The sequence below is a fragment of the Parashewanella tropica genome, assembly GCF_004358445.1.
Taxonomy (GTDB): domain Bacteria; phylum Pseudomonadota; class Gammaproteobacteria; order Enterobacterales; family Shewanellaceae; genus Parashewanella; species Parashewanella tropica.
In genome coordinates, this window is the sequence record NZ_CP037951.1 from 539,825 (window position 1) to 557,305 (window position 17,481).

Sequence of the window (17,481 nt, forward strand, 5' to 3'; positions counted from 1 at the left end):
ATTATAACTGAGCCGTTTTGGATACTGACCGAGCACTTAGCCGACCTAAATGAGTTTGAAAGTTCTTGATTCTTTTGCTCAATAACTCATCGGTTTCTGTTGGTAGTTTCAGTTGGAGATTTTGTATTTCTTGATAAACCCTAAGAATCTCTTGATATTCGCTTTGGATTTGAGAAGACAGTTTAGCGTTTGTTTGTGCAAGTCTATGAGCTCTCTGTTTATCTTCTTTTTGTGATTGCGCTAACTTTTTATATTGAAGGTCAATATATTCCTTTGCTTCATTAGCTTGCTGTAGTTTGGCTTTAGCCGTTTTCATCAAATCGTTTGCTTTTGATTCCGTTTCTTTGGCTTTATATTGGGCGAGACGGATGATCTCTTCAGCTTGAATGTGAGCCTGTTGAATTTGGAGACCAGAACCTTGAGTAAAACCTGTAGCCGTTAATGTTTGTGATAGTTGGCTTGCTTGTTGAGATAATCGCCATTGGCTCTCTTGTTGGTGCCAATAATGCTGTATAGCAATCCTTTCTTGTTTTGATTTAACTTGTGCTTCTCTCAGGTCTTCTTTTAACGCCATAACCACTTTCTGTTGCTCCCTACTTTGATGCTGTAGAGTCATCACTTTCTGTTCTGATTCAACTAGCTGCTGTTGCAGTGATCTTAGCGTATGTTGTAGTTCGAAATTTCGTTCTTGTATTGGTCTTAGTTGTGATCTTAGCGTGGCATTTTCATTTTGTAATTCACCGTGGGTTAAAGGCCTAGTTTTACTTGGTGACGGACAATATATAAAAGTGGGAGACTCAGAAGTTACAGGTTGAGTAAGTGAAGCTGAGGGGGCTAGAGCTGTTTTTGCTAAAGGCGGAGTTGGTGCTGCTGGTTTTGCAGGCTGAGTTAACGCAACTTCATCTGATGAGAATCCATTGGGTACCAATTTCCCGCAAGAAAAATGGTGATTAGCCCAATGTTGTTTAACTTTTATTTGTCTTTCTTTTTCTGAGGCTGTACTACCTATCGAAGTACCACTATGGGATTCTAACTCTTGTTTTTTTAACTGATCGACTCTAGATGATGGTCTTGATTTAGCAGTCTCTTGCGATTTTTGCGATGGATGTTGTCGGGAAAAATATTGTCGAGGAACTTGTTTACTCGTTAAGGCATTGGGGCTCGATTGCGCTGATATTTGAGAAAAACTTGTCTGTGAACCACGTGGGTAAAGTGGCTGTGTAGCCAAGGATAAGGTTGCATCATGAGTGAATGTATGAGTATCGGCTAGACTCATTTGTGAGGCCATGGGTTCTTGAGAAAGGCATGGTTGCTCTGCCACTGATTGTGAGAATGAATGCACGAGAGGATGACTGCTTTTTACTGGCGTTGTTTGTTTCTGTGAACGTTGAGTTGTATGTCTATGAACACTTGGAGGTTGACTTGCCGCTTTTGGCGACGCAGTCTGCTTATTCAATTTATCTTGCTTTTCAGCTTCTACAGCATGGAAATGTAAAATTGTTGCTTTATGCGCTTTAACAATTTTCCTTAGATCCCTAGCGATATGATCACCCTTAGTAATTTTAGCTCTACCTATTGGAGTAACCTTGCTGTAAGTAGGAGGCTCAGTTCCAATATGCCAAGCAGATATCAATTCATTAGCTGATACATGAATCATAAAGTCGACAGTATTCGATTTCCCACCTTTGGTTTTAGTTTCGATATGCACCTTTGCTTCGGTACAGCTCCAGAATACTTGCTGATTGGATTCAGCATCCAAGTTGGGATTTTTTACATCGGAAACTTTTACAACTGCGCTTGTCATATAACTCAATAAGTTATGAACATTGTTGAATAATTATTCATAGTTTGGTTTTTCTGTAAAGAGTTGATTTAAAAGGTTAATAAAATTTAATTTACCGTCTTATTAAATTATAGATATAGCCAGTCCCTTGAAATTAAGCGCAGAGATAATATTGAATATCCGATATCGCTATTTTCAGCGACATTGGCTTAAGGTAGAATAACTGGCTTGATATTATACAGATATCTACATTTATTCATGTAGATATACACTCGAAAAAGAATCCATTTCATGTTTGAAGTAAATCCAGTAAAAACCAAAATTAAGGAGTTGTCTGAGCGGACAGATCTTCTTAGGGGGTACCTTTGACTATGATGCTAAGAAAGAGCGTCTAGAAGAGGTGACTCGTGAGCTTGAAAGCTCAGAAGTATGGGACAACCCAGACAACGCCCAAGCACTAGGTAAAGAGCGCGTTTCTCTAGAAGCCGTTGTGAAAACCATTGATGATATGGACAGCGGGCTTGAAGATATTGAAGGCTTATTGGAATTGGCTGTTGAAGAAGATGATGAAGAAACCTTCAACGATGCTAATACTGAGCTTGCGGACTTAGAAGTGCGTCTTGAAGAACTTGAGTTCCGTCGTATGTTCTCAGGTAAGAATGATGCTTCGGATTGTTACCTTGATATCCAATCTGGCTCAGGTGGTACGGAGGCCCAAGATTGGGCCAATATGGTACTGCGTATGTTCTTACGTTGGGGGGAAGCCCACGAGTTTAAACCAGAGCTTATCGAAGTGACCGATGGTGATGTTGCCGGTATTAAAGGTGCAACCATCAAGTTTACCGGTGAATACGCTTTTGGTTGGCTACGAACTGAAACAGGTGTTCACCGCTTAGTACGTAAATCACCGTTTGATTCGTCAGGTAAGCGCCATACTTCATTCTGCTCTGTGTTTGTATATCCAGAAGTGGATGACTCCATTGAAATTGATATCAATCCTGCCGATTTACGTATCGATACTTACCGAGCATCAGGCGCGGGTGGTCAGCACGTAAACAAAACAGAATCAGCGATCCGAATTACTCACTTACCAACGAACACCGTGGTGCAGTGTCAAAACGATCGTTCTCAGCATAAAAACCGTGATTCAGCAATGAAGCAGTTGAAAGCGAAATTGTATGAGCTGGAAATGCTGAAACAAAATGCCGATAAACAAGCGGCAGAAGATGCGAAATCGGATATTGGTTGGGGTAGCCAAATTCGTTCTTACGTTCTTGATGATTCAAGAATTAAAGATCTTCGTACAGGTGTTGAAAATCGCAATACCCAAGCTGTCCTTGATGGCGAATTAGATAAATTTATTGAAGCCAGCCTGAAATCAGGCCTGTAAGCCTAGAGTAAGCCATTAATGGTATGGTCTAGGCAATTTAACTTGTAAATTATACAACTACATTTTTAAGGTTTATTCGAGAGAAGAAAATGACTGAACACGTCCAAGATGAAAATAAGCTCATTGCTGAGCGTCGTGCAAAGCTTTCGCATATTCGCGAAACTTGTCCTGCTAATGGTCACCCAAACAGCTTCGATCGAAAACACAAGGCCGCTGATATTCAAGCTGAGTATGGCGAATACAGCAAAGAGCAGCTAGAAGAAATGGGTATTCAACGTTCTATCGCTGGTCGTGTTATGGCCAAGCGTGGTCCATTTTTGGTGATCCAAGACGTAAGCGGTCGTATTCAAGCTTATGCGGGTAAGCCAGTTCAAAAAGAACTGAAAGCTAAGTACCAAGGTTTAGACATTGGTGACATCATTGGTGTTACAGGACAGCTTCACCTTTCTGGTAAAGGTGACCTATACGTGAACATGGAAGAGTATCAGTTGCTCACTAAAGCACTGCGTCCACTTCCTGAAAAGTTCCACGGTCTAACTGACCAAGAAATGCGTTACCGTCAGCGTTACGTTGATTTGATCGTAAACGAAGAGTCTCGTGAAGCGTTCAAAATGCGCTCTAAAGTGGTTACGGCAATCCGTAATTTTATGGTGAAAAAAGAGTTCATGGAAGTGGAAACGCCAATGATGCACACCATTCCTGGTGGTGCTTCTGCGCGTCCTTTCATCACTCACCATAATGCGCTGGATATCGAAATGTACCTGCGTATCGCACCAGAGCTTTATTTGAAGCGTTTGGTTGTAGGTGGTTTCGAGCGCGTATTTGAAATCAACCGTAACTTCCGTAACGAAGGTCTGTCGCCACGTCATAACCCAGAGTTCACCATGATGGAATTCTATATGGCGTACGCTGATTACAAAGATCTCATGGATCTGACCGAAGAAATGCTAAGTTCAATTGCTGAAGAACTGTGTGGTTCAACTAAGCTGCCTTACGGTGAGCACACGGTAGACTTTGGTGGTCCATTTGCTCGTATGAGTATGTTAGAAGCAATTAAGCATTACAATCCTGACAATGAAACCATTCAGTCGATGACTTACGAAGAAGTGAAAGATGTCGAATTCATGCGTAAGTTGGCTAAGAGCTTGCACATCGAAGTAGAACCATTCTGGACCTGTGGTCAGCTGCTTGAAGAGATCTTCGGTGAAACGGCTGAGCCTCAACTGATGCAACCGACCTTCATAACCGGTTACCCAGCGGATATTTCTCCATTGGCTCGTCGTAATGATGAAAACCACTTCATCACTGATCGCTTTGAGTTCTTCATTGGGGGCCGTGAAGTAGCAAATGGTTTCTCTGAGCTTAACGATGCAGAAGATCAAGACAACCGCTTTAAAGCACAAGTTGAAGCCAAAGATGCGGGTGACGATGAAGCCATGTTCTACGATGCAGACTACATCACTGCACTAGAACACGGTCTGCCACCAACAGCGGGTCAAGGTATTGGTATCGACCGTTTGGTGATGCTATTTACTAACACTCACACGATTCGTGATGTGATCTTGTTCCCAGCAATGCGTCCTCAAGCACAAGCTTAATTGCCAATTAAGTAGATATTCAAAGCCCTGATTAATTCAGGGCTTTTTTATGGATTAATTTTGAGATGGCGTGGCATATTCAAATACACCCTCAACGGCAAAGTGATCGGATAGATCCCAATAGTTCCAGAGAGGTGCGATTGTGCTTCTTGGCTCAATGACGTTAAGGCTTGATGAAATAGGAAGTAAATGAGCATTGTCATACATCAGGTAGTCGACATAGCTGTGCTCATCATCAGACCATTTATTTACATCTTTATCGTACGTTAATGGATAACCAGTACTGTCGGGATGTGTGACATTAAGTAGGGTCAACATGTCTGTATAATTTTCCTGCTCATGTATCATATCAATATTAAAATCGCCTGAAATAATAATGGGTTCCTTATCCGGTACTTGTTGAGATTTGATAAATGTTTCAAGCTCAACGACTTGCTGCATACGTGCTTGAACGTCCTTAGCCGAAGTACCTGATTGAGTGTGAGTATCAAAGATATGATATTTCTGGCCATTCTTGATGATTTCTACATAAATCACGCCTTTAGAAGTAAGACACTGTAAACCGTTACATGCGTTATAAATCATTGAAGCTTGTTTTAAGATGGGGTAGCGAGAAAGAAGGTAAATTCCAGCTTGAAGTGGTTTATCCGCTTTTTTTAGTTTAGTTGTTTGATAAGGATATTCAGACTTTAATGCCTTGTGGAGTGCTTGTGTTGGCGCTACATCAAATTGTTCTTCAAATGCCAATACATCGTAGTTATGAAAGTATTTTGGCATTTCAGCAAAACGGGTTGAGACTTTTTTTGCTCCGTAAATGCTGGTTCCCCATAAGTTGTAAGTCAATATGGAGAGTTTGTTAGCATCTGTGATCAGCGACTTGTTTGGGAGGGGAGTGATGGCAAATGTTGCGCTGTCCCCACTGGCTTTGACCGCAATCTCATAATTACCATGTTGTCCATGAATATTAACTCGGCGGATCAAGTTTGAATCGGAAAATGGCAAGCTGGTATCTGGCGTTTTAATGCTTGCTTGAACTCTATTATTTTTAATCGAAAGTCCAATCCAAATTTGTACATTATCGACAAGACAGTCTTCAGATGAAGCACCATCACTAATACTAAAGAATGGCTGGGTTTTCAGAGCTGGAACGGTACAGATTTCTTTATCGGTGTTGTTGGCAATATAAGTGTTAAATAACTCAGCGTGGGCAAGGTTTAGATGGAAAAAGAAACAAACAGCTGTCATTAATCCAAATATGCGATCAAATTGAAGTTTCATCGGATGTTGCTCTTAAAGGAAAGAGAAGTCCATTAATAGCATTCATGACTTAAACTACGCTGAATAGAGCTGAGCGTTCAACCTTCTTTATCTAAAAGTCGACTTAGGAATAAATTGAAAATTATTCATTGGAGCTAAACTCGCAGAAAAGTCTATTTCATCACCGATAATTTGTGTCGAGAGTTCAAAATTGCTGTCTCTCGCAATAATCGTCATTGTTCTCAGCTCTGGCTCAGTGGCTGTAGGTATGCAGTTGCGTGGTGTGTCGATCCCAACACTAGGGATCCCTTGTATCATTTTAAGAACGAGCTTGGTATCAATTCCATCTATGCTACAACCTCGAGTATCATTACTTGTACTGCCTTTTATTATCTTACTAAGCTCGGCCTTAGTCTTAGGTTGGATACCACATACTGAAATTGGTGTGTTGTTGATAAAGTAGCTGTGAATATAGTTATCAGCATGAGCTGATGTTAGAAAAAGTGATGCTAAAAGCGCCACGATTACTTGAAATGATGCAAAATTAAAAGGTTTCATATTTAGGTACCTATGAATTAAACTTAATACTTATTACGAAATGTGTTCGTAACATTCTCTATTGAAGCTCTCTAGCCAACAGCTTTCTCAAGTAATTTTACTCTTTCGTTTAAACTCGATTGTTCGGTTTTGAGTTGAGCCACAACTTTCGAAAGTTCAGCAACTGATTTCTTCAGGCTCTTGTTTTCGGCTAACAGTATTTTAATCTGTTGCTCTGTAGTGGCTTTATCCATTGCAAAAATATGAGATGAAGCACTCGGCTCTGTCAGATAAAAGTCTTGTTCATTTCCTTGAAAGGCTTGTAAAAAGTTTTCTGCATCATGTTTGTTGATGATGTTTAGGGCTTGATGTAGATCTGAGAATCGAGCATGAGCTTGACAAGCCGTTTTGAGTACCTTTTGAAGGCAAAATTCACAGTTACCTCGTTCCTCGTCTTCATAGTTCAACAGTTCATCGACACTTATGTCTAAATGTATTCCCAGCAAACACCAATTATTTTGTTCCCCCGTAAAGTATTGAAATATTGAGTCAGGGTTTATTTGCTGTTCTTGAGGGGCTTGTTGATTTGAAGGATTTAAGTAGCTACTGGATGTTTCAAGATAGAATTGACTGCCATTAGTTTGGTGAGCATGCTCTAACTGTTCACTTTCATTAAATTTTCTAAGTGCTTTTAACGTACGGATAATACCATCAACATTGGTGCCCTTAGCCATGACGGTTGAGAGTGCTTTTAAGCCCACACAAACCGAATTGTGTCTGTACTGCTTGTCCCAGCCCTGATATTGAGAAAACCCAATTCCTAGCCGAGCAAAAAAATCGAATGAAAGTTCAGATTTGACAAAGGGAAATATGGCGGACATTCTGTACGTTTTTTGTTGCTTAGAGGGGGGTAAGGCAGGAGCCGCAGGCGGGACAGAGCTTGTTGTATCTACAGCATGAGCAGCCATAACTTTCTCACTTAATTGGTTGAGTGCGAGTGACTAAGGTTTAGGCTTGCAACTGAACTTAAGTGATTAAAATAAAGCTACTGACTTATAGCTAACGCTCTTATTAAGTGTGGCTTTCATAATTGGATACCACTTGTTGTCGCTGCCAAGGATATCCAATTATTCTATATGTTTATTGAAGCAATGCTGAACAGGCGCCAGTTAGATTTTATCTAAAATTTGTAAACAGCTTGCTTTGGCATCCCCAAACAACATTTGTGTGTTGTCTTTGAAGAACAATGGATTTTGTACACCCGCATAGCCAGTATTCATCGAGCGTTTAAATACGACGACTTGTCCCGCATTCCATACCTCAAGTACAGGCATACCGGCAATCGGGCTGTTTGGATCGTCCATTGCCGCAGGATTGACCGTGTCGTTAGCACCAATCACTAATACCACATCGGTATCAGAAAAATCATCATTGATTTCATCCATTTCTAATACGATGTCATAAGGCACTTTAGCTTCTGCAAGCAGTACATTCATATGACCTGGTAAGCGTCCTGCAACAGGGTGAATACCAAAGCGAACGTTAATACCTTTGTCTCGAAGTTTCTGAGTGATCTCTGCGACAGGATATTGAGCTTGAGCCACTGCCATGCCGTATCCAGGGGTGATAATCACATTACGAGCATTCTTCAGCATGTCTGCGACATCTTCTGCAAAGGTTTCTCTGTGTTCACTTTGTTCCTCGTCGCCACTAGATACTTGAACATCGTTACCAAAACCGCCAGCAATCACTGAGATAAAGGAGCGATTCATTGCCTTACACATGATGTAAGATAAAATTGCCCCTGATGAGCCAACCAAGGCACCGACGATGATCAATAAGTCATTGGATAACATAAATCCAGCCGCTGCCGCAGCCCAACCCGAGTAAGAGTTCAGCATAGACACCACCACTGGCATATCGGCGCCGCCTATGGAAGCCACTAAATGCCAGCCAAATAATCCCGCCAAAACTGACATGATGATCAACGTTGTGACGCTTTGCTCGATTGCAGCAAAGTGGATCAGCATGGCAAAGCTTACTAACAGAGCCAATAAATTGAGCTTATGGCGATGAGGTAGGGTTAACGCTTTTGAGTTGATGATGCCACGAAGCTTCCCAAAGGCGACAATTGAACCTGTAAAGGTCACTGCACCAATAAAGATCCCTAAATACACTTCAACGAGGTGAATGGTGTACTCAGCACCTGTTAACACATGAAGCGCTTGGCCTTCCACTGGGTGTAGATCTAAAAAGCTGTTGAAGCCAACAAATACCGCGGCTAAACCCACAAAGCTGTGAAGCATGGCAACCAATTCCGGCATTTGAGTCATTTCCACTTTGCGGGCAAGATAAACACCAATGACGGCACCTACGACCATTGCCGCGATAATCCATTCCAAGCCCAGAGTATCAGGACGAAAGACGGTGGCTAACAGTGCAATGGACATCCCTAAAACACCAGAAATGTTGCCTTGTTTTGCCGTTTCTTGCTTAGAAAGCCCCGCCAAACTGAAAATAAATAATACCGCTGCAATCAAGTAAGCGGCTGTAATGATCCCTTCAGACATGATGACCTCCGCTATTGATCTTTTCTGAACATTTTCAGCATGCGATGAGTGACGGTAAAGCCACCAAAGATGTTAATGCTGGCAATAAGAATGGCGGCAAATGCCAAAAGGTTAATGACGATTGAGCCATGACCAATTTGCAATAAAGCCCCGACGACAATAATGCCTGAAATGGCATTGGTCACCGACATTAGCGGCGTATGTAGCGAGTGAGAGACATTCCACACCACGTAATAGCCCACCACACAAGACAGCACGAATACGGTAAAGTGTGATAAAAATGCCGCTGGAGCCGTCGCTGCAATGGCGGTAAAGGCAAGAGCGCCAAGCCCTGCGAACCAATATTTCATTGAAGACGGTTTTTCTTCTTTGACTTCGGTAGGTTTTATGGTTTCTTGCTTAGGCTGAGCTGGAGCGGCTGACACAGATATAGGCGGTGGCGGGAACAAAATACTTTGTTCGTGGCTAACCGTCATATTACGAGTGACGACATCGTCAAAATCCAACTCAATCTCACCATCTTTTTGTTTGCAAAGTAGCTTCATCAGGTTGACGAGGTTAGTTGCGTAAAGCTGAGAGGACTGAGTCGGCAAACGACCCGCTAAATCGGTATAGCCAATCACCGTCACCCCATTGTCGGTAACAATTTTTCGTCCTGCGACACTGGGTTCAACATTACCGCCAGAACCTGCGGCTAAATCTACAATGACTGAGCCGGGTTTCATGGAGTCCACCATGGCTTTGCTGATCAATTTAGGCGCTGTTTTTCCTGGGATCTGGGCTGTGGTGATGATGATATCTACATCTTTAGCTTGCTCGGCAAATAGTGCCATTTCAGCGGCGATAAACTCTTCAGACATCACTTTAGCGTAGCCATCTGAGCTACCACCTTGTTCGTCACTAAAATCTAATTTTAAAAATTCACCACCCATGGATTCAATTTGTTCAGCGACCTCTAGGCGAGTGTCAAAGGCGCGAACAATGGCACCCAATGAGCCTGCTGCGCCAATGGCGGCGAGCCCTGCAACGCCTGCACCAATCACTAACACTTTGGCTGGTGGAACTTTTCCGGCTGCGGTAATTTGCCCTGTAAAAAAGCGCCCAAATTCATGAGCCGCTTCAACAACAGCACGATAACCACTGATGTTAGCCATGGATGACAAGGCATCTAGGGACTGAGCGCGTGAAATACGCGGCACCATATCCATTGCTAAAACTGTGATGTCTTTATCGGCCAGTAGTTGAACTAACTCAGGGTTTTGAGCAGGCCAAATGAAACTGACTAAAATTGTGCCAGCCTGCATCTTACTGATTTCTTCAGGAGTGGGCGCATTGACCTTAAAGATCATTGAAGCATGCCAAACATCACTTGAGACTTTCGCCCCAGCTTCAGTAAAGGCGTTATCTGTAAAACTGGAGGCGACTCCAGCTTCATTTTCAACAACAACATCAAATCCCAATTTGATTAATTGCTTGACGCTGTTGGGAGTCGCGGCAATTCGATGTTCACCGACTTGTTCCCTTGGTATTCCAATAAGCATGGCGGTTCTCTAATTTGAATGAAAATGTTACTGAGTAAAAAACAAGCGTTTTCAACAATATGGTAGACATGCTTAAAAAGCAATCACGATTAGCTTGTTATTTGTACTCTGTATATTTTGTAGACCGTAGAATGGGAAAATACATTGCATTATTGGCCGCTTTGGTGCGAATTAAGTTGGCTAAGTTGTTGCTGTAATCACAAAAATCGAAGTTACAGGTAGGAGGTGTGTGGGTATAACTGTGTATCTTAGAGTGAAATTTATCCAATGCCATTCAAGAAATGCGGTATACTGTCGATGATCTTCAATAAGAAGACGATAACAATTTCATTTATGATGCGAACATTCTTAATTTCTCTCATACTCATAGCTGCTGTTCCTGTTAAGGCTGAAATACAAGCGGTTGATATCTATTCTGTTAAACAGTTGAGTCAATTGATCCACCAAGATCGTTACTTACAGCAAGTGAAACATGATGATTGTCAGCTCGTTGAAGATATTGAAGCCAGAGCTGAAGTATTAAAAGAGCCCCTGTATCAATTTTTATGGGGTGAGATGCTGCTGACAGGTACGTGTGTCCCACAAGACAGTCGTCGCGGAATGACACAGCTAACAGCCAGTGCCAACCAAGGCAGTAATGAGGCATTATTTCGATTGGCACGCTATTATGACGAAGGTGATCGCGTCATAGAAAATAATGAAACGGCAGTCAAATACGCATTACCCGCGGCGAGTGGTGGTTATATCCCAGCGCAAATGTTATTGGTGAAATTGCTCAATGAGGGCTACGGCAGTCCTTTTGATTATGAACAGAGTTACAAGCTGCTGTATCACAATGTATTTGACGATAAAGTCAGCAAAGATAAAGCTGAAAAATTATTGAAACGATTGGCGACTAAAATGCCAGCAAGTATTGTAAAAAGGGCGCAGAAAAGAAGGTAACGTAAAATGACCCTGCGCCATAAAGGAAACTGAATGACACAAGATCCGCATTTAAAGCGAGAGCAAGAAAAGTACGAAAATCCAATTCCTAGTCGAGAATTCATTCTTGACCATTTAACCAAGCAAACTGCCCCCATGAGCCGTGAAAAAATTGCTGCGGCGCTCAATATTACTGATGAAGAACAACTGGAAGCGCTCAGAAGAAGACTGAGAGCGATGGAGCGAGACGGGCAGTTAGTATTTACGCGTAACCGTTGCTACGGCTTACCTGAGCGTATGGACTTATTATCCGGAACCGTTCTTGGGCACAAAGACGGCTTTGGCTTCTTTCAGCCCGATCAAGGTGGCGATGATCTCTATATTTCAGCCCGTGATATGCAAATGTACTTTCACGGCGATAAAGTGCTGGCACAACCAGCGGCTGAACATGGACGCGGTAAAAAAGACGCTCGAATCGTCCGCTTAACTACACAAAGAACCGCGCCATTAGTCGGCCGTTATTATCTTGATGCCGGCATGGGCTTTTTCGTGGCGGATGATAAACGCATCACGCAAGAAGTCATCATTGCCCCAGAAGATAAAAACGGCGCCCGAAATGGTGATGTGGTGGTCGTCGAGCTTACTCGTCGTCCGAGCCGATACATTAAAGCCACTGCCAAAGTGACCGAAGTAATTGGTAAAGATAAAGCACCGGGAATGGAGATTGAAATTGCGCTTCGCAATTACGAACTGCCACACACTTGGTCGCCATTGATTGAAAAGAAACTACGCCGTATCCCCGATGAAGTTACCGAAGCCGAAAAACAAGGACGAGTGGATTTACGTCATCTGCCGTTAGTCACCATTGATGGTGAAGATGCCCGTGACTTTGATGATGCTGTGTATTGCGAGCGCAAAAAAAGCGGCGGCTGGCGTTTATGGGTCGCCATTGCTGATGTCAGTCACTATGTAAGAACTGAATCGGCGATTGATAAAGAAGCGCAGGCTCGCGGTACCTCGGTGTATTTCCCATCGCAAGTGATCCCTATGCTGCCCGAAAAGCTGTCTAACGGCTTATGCTCACTCAATCCACAAGTGGATCGTTTGTGTATGGTGGCAGAAATGACGATTTCCGATCGCGGTAATTTATCTGGGTTTAAGTTCTATCCTGCCGTCATGCATTCGCACGCTCGTTTCACCTATACGGATGTAGCAGCCATGCTAGAAGGTGAAGTCAGTGATCATCCTCAGCAAGCATTACTTCCACACTTACAAAGTTTGCAAAGCTTATACCTTAAACTTGAGGAAAAACGTGCTGAACGTGGTGCTATTGGTTTTGAAACGGTGGAAACCCAGTTCATTTTCAATGAGCAACGTAAAATTGATCGTATAGAACCACGCCATCGCAACCAAGCCCATAAGATCATTGAAGAATGTATGATTTTAGCTAACGTGGCTGCGGCTAAGTTTGTGAAAAAACACAAAGGCGAAGTGCTATACCGCGTCCATGAAGCCCCATCTGATATGAAGCTCACCAACTTTAAGAGCTTTTTGGCTGAACGTGGTTTAAGCCTTGGTGGTGGATTAGAGCCACAACCGGCTGATTATCAAGCTTTGATGGAGCAAATTACCGATCGCCCTGATGCTGAGCTTATTCAAGTGATGTTACTGCGCTCTATGCGTCAAGCGGTATACAGCCCAGATAACAATGGGCACTTTGGTTTAGCACTAGAGCAATATGCGCATTTTACCTCGCCAATTCGCCGTTATCCGGATTTGATCTTACACCGAGTCATTCGTTATCTATTAGCGAAAGAGCAAGGTGACACCAAAGAGAAATGGACACCAGAAGGCGGTTATCACTACCAGCTTGATGAGTTGGATAAGCTGGCTGAAAGTTGCTCTATGTGTGAGCGCCGTGCTGATGAAGCTACTCGTGATGTGTCGGACTGGCTCAAGTGTGAGTTTATGCAAGATCATGTCGGTGATGTATTTGATGGTGTGATTGCTTCAGTCACTCATTTCGGCATGTTCGTTCGCTTAAATGACTTATTCATTGATGGCTTAGTGCATGTCTCTACCATTGGTAATGATTACTTTCACTTTGATCATGAACGTCAAAAGCTAGTGGGCGAAAGTACAGGTCAAGTGTATCAACTTGGTGATGAAGTCACGGTACAAGTTGCCAGTGTGAATCTCGATGATCGCATGATCGATCTAGTGATCCACGGTGATGCTCAGCCTAAACGCCGTAAAAGTAATAGACGTAAACCGCTGACAGCCAGAGAACGAGTTAACATTGAAGGGGCTAAACGAGGAGACGGTAAAAAGTCAGGTTCTAAGCGTAAACCAGCTTCAAGAAAGACTGACGATACAAAAGTCTCATCAAAAAAGAAAAGCAGTAAAGTTTCAGGCAAGGCAAAGAAAACCAAAACCAAAACCAAAACCAAACGTAGGCGTTAAGTCAAATTCATCTTGCTAGGTTTCAAAGCGCTCGTATTAGAGCGCTTTTTTATTTAAAAATCCCTAAATTATTAAACATTAAATTAACGATCATTAAGTTGTATTCCCATGTTTGTAACATAAACTTTTTGTATAGGTTTATGTGCAATGCACCACAATGGTACGGAATATGGCAACTCCACCCAGTAATAACAAAGCACCAGTTTTACCAATTGATAACGGTCCATTAGATGATCGTGATTCAGGAGAAAATTCGACGTTGCAGTTGGGAGAGCTTCAGCCATTTGACGTTACTGAACAAGATCCCAATGAAAGTATCAACACTTTACTGAGCAACCGCACCTTAATACCTGATGGGGAAATTAAGTCAGACTCTAGTAGTTCCAGCTCAAGAGCAGAAGGCAATGCTGAAGTGCCGCCACCAAAGCCACAACGCCGTAGAAGAAACTCAACACCTAGTGGAGAAAGTCAGGCGTATACTGATAAAAAGGGTGAAGAAGCCGAAAGCGTTTCAACCACTGGGCAACCCACTGTAAATAAACCCCAAGCCTCTTCGGAAGCAAAACAGGCAAAAGATTATAAACCTACTCATATGATTGCAGCGGGTGGTTTTGCGGCAGCAGAAGAAGAGATGGTCGATAGAGTAAGAAGGTATTATGGCAATCCTTCCATTAAACCGTTACACCTTGCCGATCCGTTATATGCACGTTATAAGACCAGTGTATACTCGTCAAAAGATACCAATGTTGAGTTGCAACCAGTGGACTATAAAGGAGGACAGATCCCTGGAGGTAAAAATATTCTACATGCCAATGAAATCGAATTACCTGAGCGCAAGCCAATAATTGCTTCTCAATACCCGTTAGATGACGAGACGGCTCAGTATATGTTTTGGGTCATGGTTAAGCAAAAAGGGGTGAGATACATCATTGATTTAACTAATTCGAGAGATGATAGTTCGGTAGGTAAACATTACTATCCTGATAAAGGTAAAAAAGTATTTAAACACGAAGAACACCCTAAAGCCCCTAAGCTTATAACCAAACGTACAGCCCACAGGTTGGATAGTACGGTTTTTCAAGTTGAGCATGATGATTTTAAGCAAGACGTTTCTCGGCTTCATATACAAAATTGGCCTGATCATGGTGTTATGAATCTTGTTGAGTTTAATCGCTTAGTGCGGACATTACATGCTCAAACAAAGAATTATCCATCAGTTATCCATTGTAAAGCAGGGGTTGGTAGAACAATGACTGTGATAGCTGCCATTGATTTATTAGATAAATTCAATCGTGGTCAACTCACACTAGAAAATTATACAAAAGAGGTTTATAACACAGTGTTAGATATGAGAGATAAACGCAGCCCTACAGCAGTTCAAACTGAAGAACAATATAAATTATTATTGGATATTTGTTACGCTTGGCTCACAAATGATCCTATGTTGAGAAGGCCTAGTACACCTAAATATTAACTTCTACTCGCGGTTAAAACTAAAAAACACTACAATCGCTACATTCTTTTTGAGTGCAGCGATTTTTTATGAAAAAGTCTGAAATCATGTACGGTCTTCATGCCGTCGAATCCTTGTTAAAACAATCCCCTGAACGTGTTCTAGAGCTGTGGCTTCTACAAGGTCGTGATGATGACCGTTTGCATAAAGTTATCAAGCTGGCACAAAATTTTGGCATCACGCTGCAGCGTGCATCTCGTAAAGTATTGGATGACAAAGCGCAATCTCATCAACATCAAGGTGTGGTAGTTCGAGTTAAACCAGCAAAGGCATTGGTTGAAAAAGACTTAGATTTACTGCTTGAAAAGACAGAACAACCTTTCTTATTGATCCTAGATGGCGTGACTGATCCGCACAACCTTGGTGCCTGTTTACGAAATGCCGATGCCGCAGGCGTACATGGCATTATCATTCCAAAAGACAACTCTGTGTCTATTACATCTACTGTAAGCAAAGTAGCGTGTGGTGCCGCGGAAGTGGTGCCGGTATTTCAAGTGACAAACCTTGCCCGTACTATGCGTCACATTCAGCAACAAGGGGTTTGGATTTTAGGTACCGCTGGTGAAGCTGACAGCGATATTTATCATGCTGATATGAAAGGCTCGTTGGCGATTGCTATGGGCGCAGAAGGCAAAGGATTACGCCGTTTAACCCGTGAAGCGTGTGATAGTTTGATTTCGATTCCGATGGCGGGAACCGTTTCGAGCTTAAATGTTTCTGTTGCTACAGGTATTTGTTTATTTGAAGCGGTAAGACAGAGATCGGAATCACGGTAATGTAACTCAAAGCAGTTAAGTCACACTTTAACCCGCCATAAACCATTATTCGCTTGTGTTTTAGGCGGGTTTTCTGTATTATCTCGCGCCTAATTCAGTCCAAATAATCCGTTCCTTGCCTCAAACTGGTTTGACTGATCCCAACAAGAGGCTAATTAACCGTAAGGAGCAATAAATGCGTCATTACGAAATCGTATTTATGGTTCACCCAGATCAAAGTGAACAAGTTCAAGGTATGATTGAGCGTTACACCGGTGTTATCACCGCTGCAAACGGTACCGTTCACCGCCTAGAAGATTGGGGCCGTCGTCAATTGGCTTACCCAATTCTTGAGCTGCACAAAGCACACTACGTTCTAATGAACGTTGAAGCAACTGCAGAAGCGATTGAAGAACTAGAAACAGCTTTCCGTTTCAACGACGCTGTACTGCGTAGCATGGTAATGCGTACTAAGCATGCTGTGACTGAAGCTTCACCAATGGCTAAAGCAAAAGAAGAGCGTGATTCTCGTCGTGCTCCAGCTGCAGAAAAGCCAGCAAGTGAAACCAAAGAAAGCGCTGAAGCAGCCGCTGAGTAACTTTCTAAGTGACCACTAACCACTTAAGCCTATCAGGTGAAATTGCTCGCTTGAAACGCTTAAAAAGTCCATCAGGCATTCCCCATTGGGTGATTCTGTTGGAACACAAATCGCAACGTTATGAAGCCGATATGCTCCGTAACATTTATCTGCAAATGAAAGTGGTATTAAGTGGCGAGCGTTTTGCGCTCATAGCTGAAAGTTTAGAAGCTGGCATGGAAGTTAAAGTCGACGGTTTTATTTCTTTACAAACCAGTCGTAACGGTCAACAAAAGACCGTACTTCATGCCGAACAAGTCGAATTGAAAACTTAGGAGACTGTCAATATGGCACGTTATTTCCGTCGTCGTAAGTTCTGTCGTTTCACTGCTGAAGGTGTGACAGAAATTGATTACAAAGATATTGCCACTTTAAAGAACTACATCACTGAAAGCGGCAAGATCGTTCCTAGCCGTATCACTGGTACTAGTGCTAAATATCAACGCCAACTAGCTCGCGCTATCAAGCGTGCTCGTTATCTTTCTCTACTGCCATACACTGATTTACATCAGTAAT

At 42.5% G+C, this 17,481-nt stretch carries 15 protein-coding genes; 9 read left to right on the forward strand and 6 right to left on the reverse strand.

The window, feature by feature from the left end:
- Nucleotide 1 precedes the first annotated feature (1 nt).
- On the reverse strand, nucleotides 2-1,804 hold the full coding sequence (locus E2H97_RS02285) for a coiled-coil domain-containing protein (protein WP_133405626.1): 1,803 nt from the start codon (nucleotides 1,802-1,804) through the stop codon (nucleotides 2-4).
- Between the two features lie 270 nt (nucleotides 1,805-2,074).
- Here E2H97_RS02285 and prfB point away from each other — a divergent pair.
- Nucleotides 2,075-3,173 (forward strand): peptide chain release factor 2 gene (gene prfB, locus E2H97_RS02290; protein WP_170308223.1). Its coding sequence is split into 2 segments (ribosomal slippage): nucleotides 2,075-2,149 and nucleotides 2,151-3,173, totalling 1,098 coding nucleotides; the frame shifts between segments, so codons are not numbered across the junction.
- An 89-nt stretch (nucleotides 3,174-3,262) separates the two neighbouring features.
- Nucleotides 3,263-4,771, forward strand: coding sequence for a lysine--tRNA ligase (lysS, locus tag E2H97_RS02295; RefSeq protein WP_133405628.1), 1,509 nt, complete (start codon nucleotides 3,263-3,265; stop codon nucleotides 4,769-4,771).
- 54 nt (nucleotides 4,772-4,825) lie between these two features.
- Here the strand turns inward: lysS and E2H97_RS02300 are convergent, their stop codons facing one another.
- From E2H97_RS02300 to E2H97_RS02320, 5 genes are all read right to left on the reverse strand, one after another.
- Nucleotides 4,826-6,049 carry a sphingomyelin phosphodiesterase gene (locus E2H97_RS02300; RefSeq protein ID WP_133405629.1) on the reverse strand — a complete coding sequence of 408 codons (1,224 nt, stop codon included), beginning with the start codon at nucleotides 6,047-6,049 and terminating at the stop codon, nucleotides 4,826-4,828.
- An 87-nt stretch (nucleotides 6,050-6,136) separates the two neighbouring features.
- On the reverse strand, nucleotides 6,137-6,586 hold the full coding sequence (locus E2H97_RS02305; RefSeq protein ID WP_133405630.1) for a hypothetical protein: 450 nt from the start codon (nucleotides 6,584-6,586) through the stop codon (nucleotides 6,137-6,139).
- Nucleotides 6,587-6,657: 71 nt separating this feature from the next.
- Nucleotides 6,658-7,533 carry a death domain-containing protein gene (locus tag E2H97_RS02310; RefSeq protein ID WP_133405631.1) on the reverse strand — a complete coding sequence of 292 codons (876 nt, stop codon included), beginning with the start codon at nucleotides 7,531-7,533 and terminating at the stop codon, nucleotides 6,658-6,660.
- Nucleotides 7,534-7,734: 201 nt separating this feature from the next.
- A complete protein-coding gene (pntB, locus tag E2H97_RS02315; protein WP_133405632.1) occupies nucleotides 7,735-9,135 on the reverse strand; it encodes a Re/Si-specific NAD(P)(+) transhydrogenase subunit beta in 1,401 nt (466 codons plus the stop codon).
- 11 nt (nucleotides 9,136-9,146) lie between these two features.
- Complete coding sequence (locus E2H97_RS02320) at nucleotides 9,147-10,676, reverse strand: Re/Si-specific NAD(P)(+) transhydrogenase subunit alpha (protein ID WP_133405633.1); 1,530 nt, start codon at nucleotides 10,674-10,676, stop codon at nucleotides 9,147-9,149.
- A gap of 333 nt (nucleotides 10,677-11,009) precedes the next feature.
- Between E2H97_RS02320 and E2H97_RS02325 the strand changes: the two genes are divergently transcribed.
- From E2H97_RS02325 to rpsR, 7 genes are all read left to right on the forward strand, one after another.
- On the forward strand, nucleotides 11,010-11,618 hold the full coding sequence (locus E2H97_RS02325) for a tetratricopeptide repeat protein (protein ID WP_133408547.1): 609 nt from the start codon (nucleotides 11,010-11,012) through the stop codon (nucleotides 11,616-11,618).
- A gap of 33 nt (nucleotides 11,619-11,651) precedes the next feature.
- Complete coding sequence (rnr, locus tag E2H97_RS02330) at nucleotides 11,652-14,060, forward strand: ribonuclease R (protein WP_133405634.1); 2,409 nt, start codon at nucleotides 11,652-11,654, stop codon at nucleotides 14,058-14,060.
- Between the two features lie 169 nt (nucleotides 14,061-14,229).
- Nucleotides 14,230-15,534, forward strand: a complete 1,305-nt coding sequence (locus tag E2H97_RS02335) for a protein-tyrosine phosphatase family protein (RefSeq protein WP_170308224.1) — start codon at nucleotides 14,230-14,232, stop codon at nucleotides 15,532-15,534.
- 68 nt (nucleotides 15,535-15,602) lie between these two features.
- Entirely contained in the window at nucleotides 15,603-16,349 is a 747-nt protein-coding gene (rlmB, locus tag E2H97_RS02340; protein WP_133405636.1) for a 23S rRNA (guanosine(2251)-2'-O)-methyltransferase RlmB, read from the forward strand.
- A gap of 175 nt (nucleotides 16,350-16,524) precedes the next feature.
- Nucleotides 16,525-16,926 (forward strand): 30S ribosomal protein S6, encoded by a 402-nt coding sequence (gene rpsF, locus E2H97_RS02345; protein ID WP_121838737.1) that lies wholly within the window; start codon nucleotides 16,525-16,527, stop codon nucleotides 16,924-16,926.
- Nucleotides 16,927-16,934: 8 nt separating this feature from the next.
- Nucleotides 16,935-17,240, forward strand: a complete 306-nt coding sequence (gene priB / locus E2H97_RS02350; protein ID WP_133405637.1) for a primosomal replication protein N — start codon at nucleotides 16,935-16,937, stop codon at nucleotides 17,238-17,240.
- 12 nt (nucleotides 17,241-17,252) lie between these two features.
- A complete protein-coding gene (gene rpsR / locus E2H97_RS02355; protein WP_025009344.1) occupies nucleotides 17,253-17,480 on the forward strand; it encodes a 30S ribosomal protein S18 in 228 nt (75 codons plus the stop codon).
- Nucleotide 17,481: the final 1 nt, after the last annotated feature.

Coding starts and splice junctions, on each gene's coding strand:
- E2H97_RS02310 (WP_133405631.1), bottom strand. CDS start 7,533: ATGGCTGCTCATGCTGTAGATACAACAAGCTCTGTCCCGCCTGCGGCT.
- rnr (WP_133405634.1), top strand. CDS start 11,652: ATGACACAAGATCCGCATTTAAAGCGAGAGCAAGAAAAGTACGAAAAT.
- E2H97_RS02335 (WP_170308224.1), top strand. CDS start 14,230: ATGGCAACTCCACCCAGTAATAACAAAGCACCAGTTTTACCAATTGAT.
- lysS (WP_133405628.1), top strand. CDS start 3,263: ATGACTGAACACGTCCAAGATGAAAATAAGCTCATTGCTGAGCGTCGT.
- rpsF (WP_121838737.1), top strand. CDS start 16,525: ATGCGTCATTACGAAATCGTATTTATGGTTCACCCAGATCAAAGTGAA.
- E2H97_RS02325 (WP_133408547.1), top strand. CDS start 11,010: ATGATGCGAACATTCTTAATTTCTCTCATACTCATAGCTGCTGTTCCT.
- rlmB (WP_133405636.1), top strand. CDS start 15,603: ATGAAAAAGTCTGAAATCATGTACGGTCTTCATGCCGTCGAATCCTTG.
- rpsR (WP_025009344.1), top strand. CDS start 17,253: ATGGCACGTTATTTCCGTCGTCGTAAGTTCTGTCGTTTCACTGCTGAA.
- E2H97_RS02320 (WP_133405633.1), bottom strand. CDS start 10,676: ATGCTTATTGGAATACCAAGGGAACAAGTCGGTGAACATCGAATTGCC.
- pntB (WP_133405632.1), bottom strand. CDS start 9,135: ATGTCTGAAGGGATCATTACAGCCGCTTACTTGATTGCAGCGGTATTA.
- E2H97_RS02300 (WP_133405629.1), bottom strand. CDS start 6,049: ATGAAACTTCAATTTGATCGCATATTTGGATTAATGACAGCTGTTTGT.
- E2H97_RS02285 (WP_133405626.1), bottom strand. CDS start 1,804: ATGACAAGCGCAGTTGTAAAAGTTTCCGATGTAAAAAATCCCAACTTG.
- E2H97_RS02305 (WP_133405630.1), bottom strand. CDS start 6,586: ATGAAACCTTTTAATTTTGCATCATTTCAAGTAATCGTGGCGCTTTTA.